Source organism: Microvirga massiliensis (assembly GCF_001006805.1).
GTDB classification, from domain to species: Bacteria; Pseudomonadota; Alphaproteobacteria; order Rhizobiales; family Beijerinckiaceae; genus Microvirga; species Microvirga massiliensis.
This window is the reverse complement of the sequence record NZ_LN811358.1, coordinates 45,040-52,302: the sequence shown is the minus strand read 5'-3', so window position 1 is coordinate 52,302 and position 7,263 is coordinate 45,040. Positions and strand designations below refer to the sequence as shown.

Below are 7,263 nucleotides of genomic sequence, written 5' to 3'. Positions count from 1 at the left end.
CGAACGGGCTTTCCGGGATCGCCGTCGATCAAGGAACCGGCGGGCCGCGCACCCGATCTTTGGAATCGCATCGCGATGCGCAAACCAGCGAAACCGCGATCCGGCGCGAATCGACCGAAGCCGCAGGAACGCTGCAACGAGCGGCAGGCGACCCGTAACAGGCGACTTCCGGAGCAGATCCGGAAAATCCTCCGCAAGCACTACAGGAACAAATACCTGGTGCGGTGAAACACGATCCTTGCCCTTTGAGCCGGATCGATGATCGCATGGGCTGCTTCAGTAGAGCCCGGGGATCAGCCGCCTGGTGCGGCTGCAATAGGCATCGTATTCGGCGCCGAAATGTGTGCGCAGCAGCATCTCTTCCGCACGGATGCGCGCGAGAAGCGGCGGGACGAGGAGCGCTGTGAGCAGCACGCCGGCCCCCGCGCGAAACGCGAGCGCCCAGCCCAGCGAGTTGATCAGCAATCCGAGATAGCTCGGGTGGCGAATGACGCCATAGACGCCGCGCGTGACCAGCCGATGCCCGGGCTGAATCGCGACTAGGCCGCTGAACCGGTGGCCGAGCACGAAGACGGGCCAGAGCCGCAGCGCACCGCCGGCTGCGAAGAGAACGACACCGAGCCAGCGAATCGCGTCCCTGTCGAGGGTCCAGATCTCGTGCCGGTCTGTATAGGCAGGCAGATAGGCCAGCAGCAGCCCGGTCAGCGCGAAAGCGATGATGACCCAGCGGTTGGCACGATCCTCGCGCTCCCCGGAGCTGAGATTTCCGCCGCTGAAGAGCGCCACGGCAGACAACACAAGGGTCGTGACGGCAAGGGCGGTTCGGGCCGGATGAGAGAAGAAGGCGGCAAACCCGCCCCAGCCGAGAATGGCGATCCCGAGATAGGCCAGGGTCGCCAGCATGGTGGCGACCGCGAATCCGGGCGTGGGCGTCATGGCCGGCTCCCCGACGCGGATGGACCCGTCCTTAGCAGCAACTCCTGATCATGACAGGTCTCCACCCGATCGAAACGATCGGGATGCGCCGCGGCGAATGTCTGCGGATGGAGCCGAACCTCGCAGTCCGTGAGCGGCCGCATCAAAGCCGTAACCATTCCGCAGTCTGATGACCCGGCCGTCGAGGTTTCGCCATGGCTCTCATCGATTGCTCCCTTCGAACCGGCCTGCTCACCGTCGCGTTCTTCGGTCTCTCCTTCGGAGTCCTGGCAAAAGACGGATCCGGCATTGCCCCACGCGGGTCTCCGAACGTGACCGGCAGCCGGCTCTACGGGCCGGGAGATGTCTACGCGAATATTCCCGTCAGGGATGAATTCGGGCGGGATCAGCTCGCGATGTTTCGCGAGTGGAATGCGGATCCGGTGACCAATCACGAGGCCAACCTCGAGGCTCTCAATCCGTTGCTCGCCAAGGTGGTCCGGAAGGCTCAGGCCGACAGTCCCGGATTACGCTTCGTGATCGGATCGGGCAGGCGCAACGGCGAACTTCAACGGAAGGCGGTTGCCTGGGGCTGGTCCAACACCCGGGACAGCCCTCACAGGTCGGGGAATGCCGTCGACCTGTGGCCGCTGGACGCAAGAGGCCATGTCACTTTCGATCCGGAGCCCCTGAACCGGATCGCAACAGCGATGAAGAAGGCAGCCGCAGCCTTGGGCGTGCCGATTCGCTGGGGTGGTCATTTCCTCGGCTTCAAGGATATGGACCGCTCGCATTTCGAGCTCGCGCTTTACTGATCCGCTTGGTCCCGCGGAAAGCCGTTCTGTAGTGCGAGCTTTACCGATGGGAAGCGATAGACGGCTCACGTCAGCGCGAAGACGGGCATGCGATCGCTGATTCCCCGAAGGGGCAGTTCCCGAGGTTCGGCATCCACTCGATGCGATGCGAGGAGTTGAGCGGAGTCCGTGTGCCGGACGACCGCTTGGGTCACGAAGATGCTGTCACCCGTTGCGAGCTCCTGCACGCGCGAGGCGATATTGACCGTCTGGCCGAAATAGTCCTGGCGATCATTGAGGTTCACCGCGAGGCACGGTCCCTCATGGATCCCGATCTTCAGGATCAGGTCATCGGCCCCGCGGCGCTCGTTCAGCTGCCGCATGGACTCGCGCATGCGAAGAGCGGCCGAGACCGCCCGGTGCGGCAACAGAAAGGTCGCCATCACCGCATCGCCGATGGTCTTGACGACGGCCCCGGCTTCCGATGCCACGATCTCGGTCAAGATCCGGAAATGATCGCGAACCAGATCATAGGCGACGAGATCGCCGACGCGTTCATAGAGCTCGGTCGATCCCTTCAGGTCCGTGAACAGGAAGGTGAGGCTCATGATCTTGAGCCTCTGCTCCACGTCGAGCGTATCGGTGCGATAGAGATCGCGGAAGGTCTGATTGGTGAGGAGCCGCTTCGCAGTCAGGAAGGGACGGCGACTGCTCAGGAGCCCGTCCAGTTCCCCACCGACCACGAAGACGCCCGGCAGGACTCGACCCTCCGTGCGGTTGTCCAGCGAAAGCCGGAGCGGCCCCGGAGGCATGGTCGTGTGGCCGACGCCAGCCCGGGTGTTGCTGAAAACCAGGGAAAGCTCCTGGCGGCTCTGCGTGAGCTCCCCTGCCACCTCGATGGAATGGGCCGTGTGGGTCACAGGATCGAAAATGATGATGGATTGTGCGGGGAGCTGCAGGGCCAGGATGGCTCGCTCACCGGCCTGAAGCTCGACGACCTCCAGCGTGGAACGGCGCGTGAGCTCGTCAAAGGCGCCCGGCTCGGGAAAGGCGACACCCGATCCGAAGAAGATCTGCCGGTAATATTCCCAGAAGCCGAGGCCGTCCGGATCATGCGCGGCGATGCGGCGAATACGTGGGCTTACGGTGAAGCTTACCTCCACGGTGTCGTCGAGCCTCGGCTCGCTCGCAAGCGAGCAAAACGCGCAATGGTATTCCTCCTGGCGCACGCTCTTCAGCGTGGTATTGGCGTCGAGCACGCCACCGCAGCTCGGGCAGAGGATGTTCCAGGACATCTCGAAAAGACCCAGCCTCGAGGCATGCAGCAGGGCCGCAATTAGCTTCTCCTCGTCGAGGCCATGGGCGGCCGCGAAACCGACGGCATTGACGTGCGCGAGTTCCTCATCGGGGCCGTTCCGCACGAGATCCTCGACGGCGTGGACCGCTGCGGAATCGGCCGAGCGAAGCAAAGTTTCAAAGAGAGCATCGGTCTCTTGCATGCGCAGAGAATAACGCATTCACCCCTTGGCGGACAGGGCAGCAATCCAGTCAGAAGGGGCAAACTGCCGCGGCGCGACCCAGCCTGCTGAAGTACGGTTCCAGCGAGGAAAGAGCGGCACGTGAGTATTATGGATCGTCCTTCTTCAGGATAAGGTGAAATGATCGCAGCAATCGTCACCTCTCCAGTGTTCAAGAAAGCAAAGGCCATCCTCAGCGGAATCGAGATGGCTTGCATGAAGCGCAACGGACAGGTGAAGTACGCCCGCGATCCCTTGCCGAGTGGTTCCGGCTATTGGCCGCCTAAGCGACACACGAAGACACGCGTCGCTCTACGCCTTCCATCCAGGTTTGCGACGCATCCCTATGGAGCCGTTCTTCGTGGTCTTCCGCCTGATCATCCTGCGAGTGGTGCGGATAGGTCGGCCTCAATCATCAGCGCGGTCACATACATGCCGAGGCCAAAGACGGAGTGCCCAACGACACTTTTCAGACGAGTCACGTTCGGCTTCGGTGTCTTGGCCCCGGCGATCCCCGAGCCCATGCTAGGCATCATGATGAAGTACGGAGCGACGAGGAGACCGAGCGCCAGGATCATCGGGGGAAGGAGCGTAGGCTCTCGCAGCCATGTGACGCCCAAAAGTCCGACGAGAAGCAGACCGTACACGATGCCGATGACGTAGTGCACGATCCAGCCGATCGCGTGCTCTCCCGAAACAGGCGCGGCTCTGCCGATATTTTCGTGCATGAAACGGCCTCTCGGCATGTGACCGACCCAGCGGCCCACCATCGCCCAGTTGGTCGCCGGCACATTGAAGACGCGCTGCATCAAGGCGGCCCACAGATCCAGAATCACCGTGCCGCCGATACCAATGAGCACTGCTCTAATTGCGATCTCCATTCCCTCAGCCACAAACTCATCCTCATGCGAAAGAAGCAGCGCTCCACACTGCGCCATGCCCGTCTCAATCTCAGCTAGAACTCGCACGCCGGTCCTGAGGCAACCGTGCCGACATGAACCAAATGCGCGGACAGCACCGCCTCGGCGATTTCCCCTCCGGTCCGACCCTCGAAGGGCACCGCATGATCCGGTTCAAGGTCCCGGTAATCGGCAGACGTCCGGGTGCAGCAGGGGTCCATCCTTCATCCAGATTCTTGCGCCGCTCGGTCCGACGCTGGCGGCGAAGTGCGTGCCCGCGGGCAGACGGCCCCAGCTTTGCGGTTCGAGCCGCTCGTCGCCGATACGCAGCCCGCCAGCCAGGACCAGGAATTCGAGCCCGCGGCCGTTCTCCACGGTGACGTCGGCGCCGGCCGTCCAGTCTTCGAGGCGGACCTCCTCGTTGCTATCCTCGAACAGGACGGTCGCCGCAGCAGCGCCCGGTCGCGGGGTGATTTTGCGACCTTTGCCGGGTTGGCGAACGATCTGCACGTCGTCGCCATTACGGAATTGCCAGAGGCGGACAAAGATGGTGCAGCCGTCGCGTGAGGCGGGAACGTGCGACGTTCCGGGCGGATTCCGGAAGTAACTGCCGGCAGGATAATCGCCGTGCTCGTCCTGGAAGACGCCATCAAGAACGACGATCTCCTCGCCACCGCCGTGGGTGTGGCGCGGAAAAGCGCTGCCTGGAGCGTAGCGCACGATGGACGTCGCCCGCGCGACCTCGTCACCGATCCGGAACAGCATGCGCCGATCCACTCCGGCCGCCGGGCTCGGGACCCAGTCCTGCCTGCCGGCGTGGACGATGACGGGACGGGACAGGTCATCATTGATGCGCATGCTGCGTTCCCCTCATCGCCAGCACTATCCGGAACTTGACGTCCCCGGACCTCAGCCGCCGGACGGCGTTCGGCGCTTCCTCCAACGGCATGGTCTCAATGAGCGGGCGTACGCCGGTCAGCACGCTGAAGTTCAGCGTCTTCTCGTTCTCGAAGGGCGAACCGGTGATCGACCCGAGCATACTGCGCTCGCCGACCACGAGCGGACCAGGCGAGATCGCGAGCGGCTCCTTGCCGGCTCCGAGCAGCACCAACCGACCCTGCGGCGCGAGCCCAGCCAGCAGCGCCGAGACCACGCCGGCCTTGCCAATCGTGGTGATGATGGCCTGCGCGCCGCCCATCTCCGCCAGCGCCTTGGCGGCATCCTGCCGGTTCGTGTCGATGTAGGCGTACGCGCCCAGCCTGAGGGCGTCCTGGGCGATGTCCTGGCCACGGCCGATCGCCACGACCTTGAAGCCCATTTTCCGGGCGTATTGCAGCGCCATGTGGCCCAGCCCGCCGATGCCAAGCACGGCGACCAAGTCGCCGGCCTCGGCCCCGGATTTCTTGAGCGCATTGAATGTGGCGATGCCGGCGCACAGGATCGGCGCGGCCTCCTCGGCATTGAGTTCATCCGGGATCGACACGAGCCCTGTCGCGCGGGCGAGCATCATCTCGGCGTAACCGCCATCGCAGGAGGCACCCACGAAGGGCTGGTTCCGGCAGAGCTGGAATCGGCCCTGGCGGCATTGGGCGCAAGCGTTGCAGTGGCCGCCCAGGCGGCCGACGCCGACGCGCTGACCCAGTTTCCAGAGCCCCGGCACGCCGTTGCCCGGAGCGACGATCCGCCCGACGATCTCATGGCCGGGCACCCGCGGCGGCTGCAATGTCGGGTCGGCTCCGTCGATGTCGGCAATGTCGGCGCCGCAGATACCGCAGGCTTCCACCGCGATCAGCACCTCGCCGGGCCCAGGGGTGGGTGTCGCGCGCTCGACCAGTTCGAGCGTGCCAGGGGTCGCGACCTGCATGGCCCGATAGGTTGGTTTCATCGTGCCACTGCCGCTCTGCTCATCATGTCGGCCACGGCGCGCTCGGCTGCATCCACCGCACCGGCGAGATAGCCAGGCTCGAAGTCGGCGGTCTCGCTGCCGGCGAGGCTGACGCAGTCGCGCCACGCATCGCTGACCCAGGCCTGTCCGGTTGCCGTCGGCGGCCCGCCCCCGAGCCGATCCGCGGGGGTCGCGGTCAGAGGGTCGGCGGCCCAGTCCTTGAAGAGCGTGCCGCTCGGCGACGCGGCCTGCGGCCCGAACAGCCGGACGAGCTGCTGGATGGCAGCGGTGACGAGCGCTGTCTCACCGATGGCCGCGCGTTGCTCGGCGGGAACACCGAAAAATCCGAATAAGGCCGCCTGCCCCGAGGCGGTCGTGGCATCGTGGATCTCGACGAGCGGGCCTGCCATGCTCTGCGCAGTGCCGGAGAGACCGGCTTCTCGCCAGAAGGGCTTCTCATAAAGCGCGAAGACCTTGGCGTGGGGCGCCATCCAGGTCGGCGTGGCGCGCCAGCGTTCCGCGGTGGCCGCATCGAGCGCGGGCGAGAAGGTCACCGTCGCCTCAAGGAGCCGCGGCGGCACCGCGAAGAGGACGTACGATACCCGCATCGTCTCTTCCGACCCGCTTGCCGTCGTGAACTTCACCTCGATACCCTGCGCATCGCGGGTGACGTGGGTCACCCGCGCGCCAAGCCGGATGCTGTCGGCGGGCAGGTCGGCGGCCAGGGCCGAGATGAGCGCACCGGAACCGCCGGCCAGCCGCATGGACTGGGGCGCCTGCTGCGTGGAGAGGCGATAGCGCTGCGGCGCCTCGCGCGACATCCGGTGGACGACGATGTCGCCCGCGCTGTTCTGCGGAAACGCGGCGAGGCCGAGATCGCAGACGAGTGCGTTCAGCGCCGGCTGCGTGCCGGGCCAGAACCAGGAGGGACCGAGGTCGAACCCGTCCGCTGCGGCAACCCCGCTCGCATCCACCGAGAGGATGCGGCCGCCCAGCCGGTTGCGGGCTTCGAGGAGCCTGAAGGCGACGCCCGCACGGCGCAGGCGATGGGCTGCTGTGAGCCCGGCGAGGCCGCCACCGACGATGAGGATTGGATCGGACATGAGCAACTCGAGTTCAGGGATGCCGTGATTGTCGTGGTCGGCCACGCGCCTCGGCTTTGGCAGGCATCACGACGCCTTGGCGACTGAGCGAAAAAGGGCCACGACCAGGCTCAACATGCCGCCAAACCAGAGCGCCATCGCAACTGGCCC

At 65.2% G+C, this 7,263-nt stretch carries 7 protein-coding genes; 1 reads left to right on the top strand and 6 read right to left on the bottom strand.

The features are described 5' to 3' along the window. Positions 1–276 precede the first annotated feature (276 nt). Positions 277–936, bottom strand: coding sequence for a methyltransferase family protein (locus tag BN1233_RS24455; RefSeq protein ID WP_046866262.1), 660 nt, complete (start codon positions 934–936; stop codon positions 277–279). 194 nt (positions 937–1,130) lie between these two features. On the opposite strand from BN1233_RS24455, the gene BN1233_RS24450 reads away from it, so the two are divergent. Beyond that, the gene (locus BN1233_RS24450; RefSeq protein WP_048708297.1) at positions 1,131–1,730 is read left to right on the top strand and encodes a M15 family metallopeptidase; all 600 of its coding nucleotides are present in this window, start codon (positions 1,131–1,133) and stop codon (positions 1,728–1,730) included. Between the two features lie 65 nt (positions 1,731–1,795). On the opposite strand, the gene BN1233_RS24445 is transcribed toward BN1233_RS24450, so the two are convergent. The 5 genes from BN1233_RS24445 to BN1233_RS24425 all read right to left on the bottom strand — a co-directional run bounded on the left by BN1233_RS24445 (position 1,796) and on the right by BN1233_RS24425 (position 7,113). Then, positions 1,796–3,208 (bottom strand): adenylate/guanylate cyclase domain-containing protein, encoded by a 1,413-nt coding sequence (locus tag BN1233_RS24445; RefSeq protein WP_046866539.1) that lies wholly within the window; start codon positions 3,206–3,208, stop codon positions 1,796–1,798. A 395-nt stretch (positions 3,209–3,603) separates the two neighbouring features. Further along, positions 3,604–4,119, bottom strand: coding sequence for a DUF2938 domain-containing protein (locus BN1233_RS24440; protein WP_046866538.1), 516 nt, complete (start codon positions 4,117–4,119; stop codon positions 3,604–3,606). Between the two features lie 180 nt (positions 4,120–4,299). Beyond that, the gene (locus BN1233_RS24435) at positions 4,300–4,983 is read right to left on the bottom strand and encodes a cupin domain-containing protein (RefSeq protein ID WP_046866261.1); all 684 of its coding nucleotides are present in this window, start codon (positions 4,981–4,983) and stop codon (positions 4,300–4,302) included. Beyond that, on the bottom strand, positions 4,970–6,010 hold the full coding sequence (locus BN1233_RS24430; RefSeq protein WP_046866260.1) for an alcohol dehydrogenase: 1,041 nt from the start codon (positions 6,008–6,010) through the stop codon (positions 4,970–4,972). Before BN1233_RS24430 ends, BN1233_RS24435 begins: the two co-directional genes overlap by 14 nt. Next, on the bottom strand, positions 6,007–7,113 hold the full coding sequence (locus BN1233_RS24425; RefSeq protein WP_046866537.1) for a flavin monoamine oxidase family protein: 1,107 nt from the start codon (positions 7,111–7,113) through the stop codon (positions 6,007–6,009). The genes BN1233_RS24430 and BN1233_RS24425 overlap by 4 nt, the downstream gene beginning before the upstream one ends. Between the last annotated feature and the right edge of the window lie 150 nt (positions 7,114–7,263).

Excerpts from the sequence above, each read along its gene's own strand:
- BN1233_RS24435 (WP_046866261.1), bottom strand. The coding sequence starts at position 4,983 with ATGCGCATCAATGATGACCTGTCCCGTCCCGTCATCGTCCACGCCGGC.
- BN1233_RS24445 (WP_046866539.1), bottom strand. The coding sequence starts at position 3,208 with ATGCAAGAGACCGATGCTCTCTTTGAAACTTTGCTTCGCTCGGCCGAT.
- BN1233_RS24455 (WP_046866262.1), bottom strand. The coding sequence starts at position 936 with ATGACGCCCACGCCCGGATTCGCGGTCGCCACCATGCTGGCGACCCTG.
- BN1233_RS24430 (WP_046866260.1), bottom strand. The coding sequence starts at position 6,010 with ATGAAACCAACCTATCGGGCCATGCAGGTCGCGACCCCTGGCACGCTC.
- BN1233_RS24425 (WP_046866537.1), bottom strand. The coding sequence starts at position 7,113 with ATGTCCGATCCAATCCTCATCGTCGGTGGCGGCCTCGCCGGGCTCACA.
- BN1233_RS24450 (WP_048708297.1), top strand. The coding sequence starts at position 1,131 with ATGGCTCTCATCGATTGCTCCCTTCGAACCGGCCTGCTCACCGTCGCG.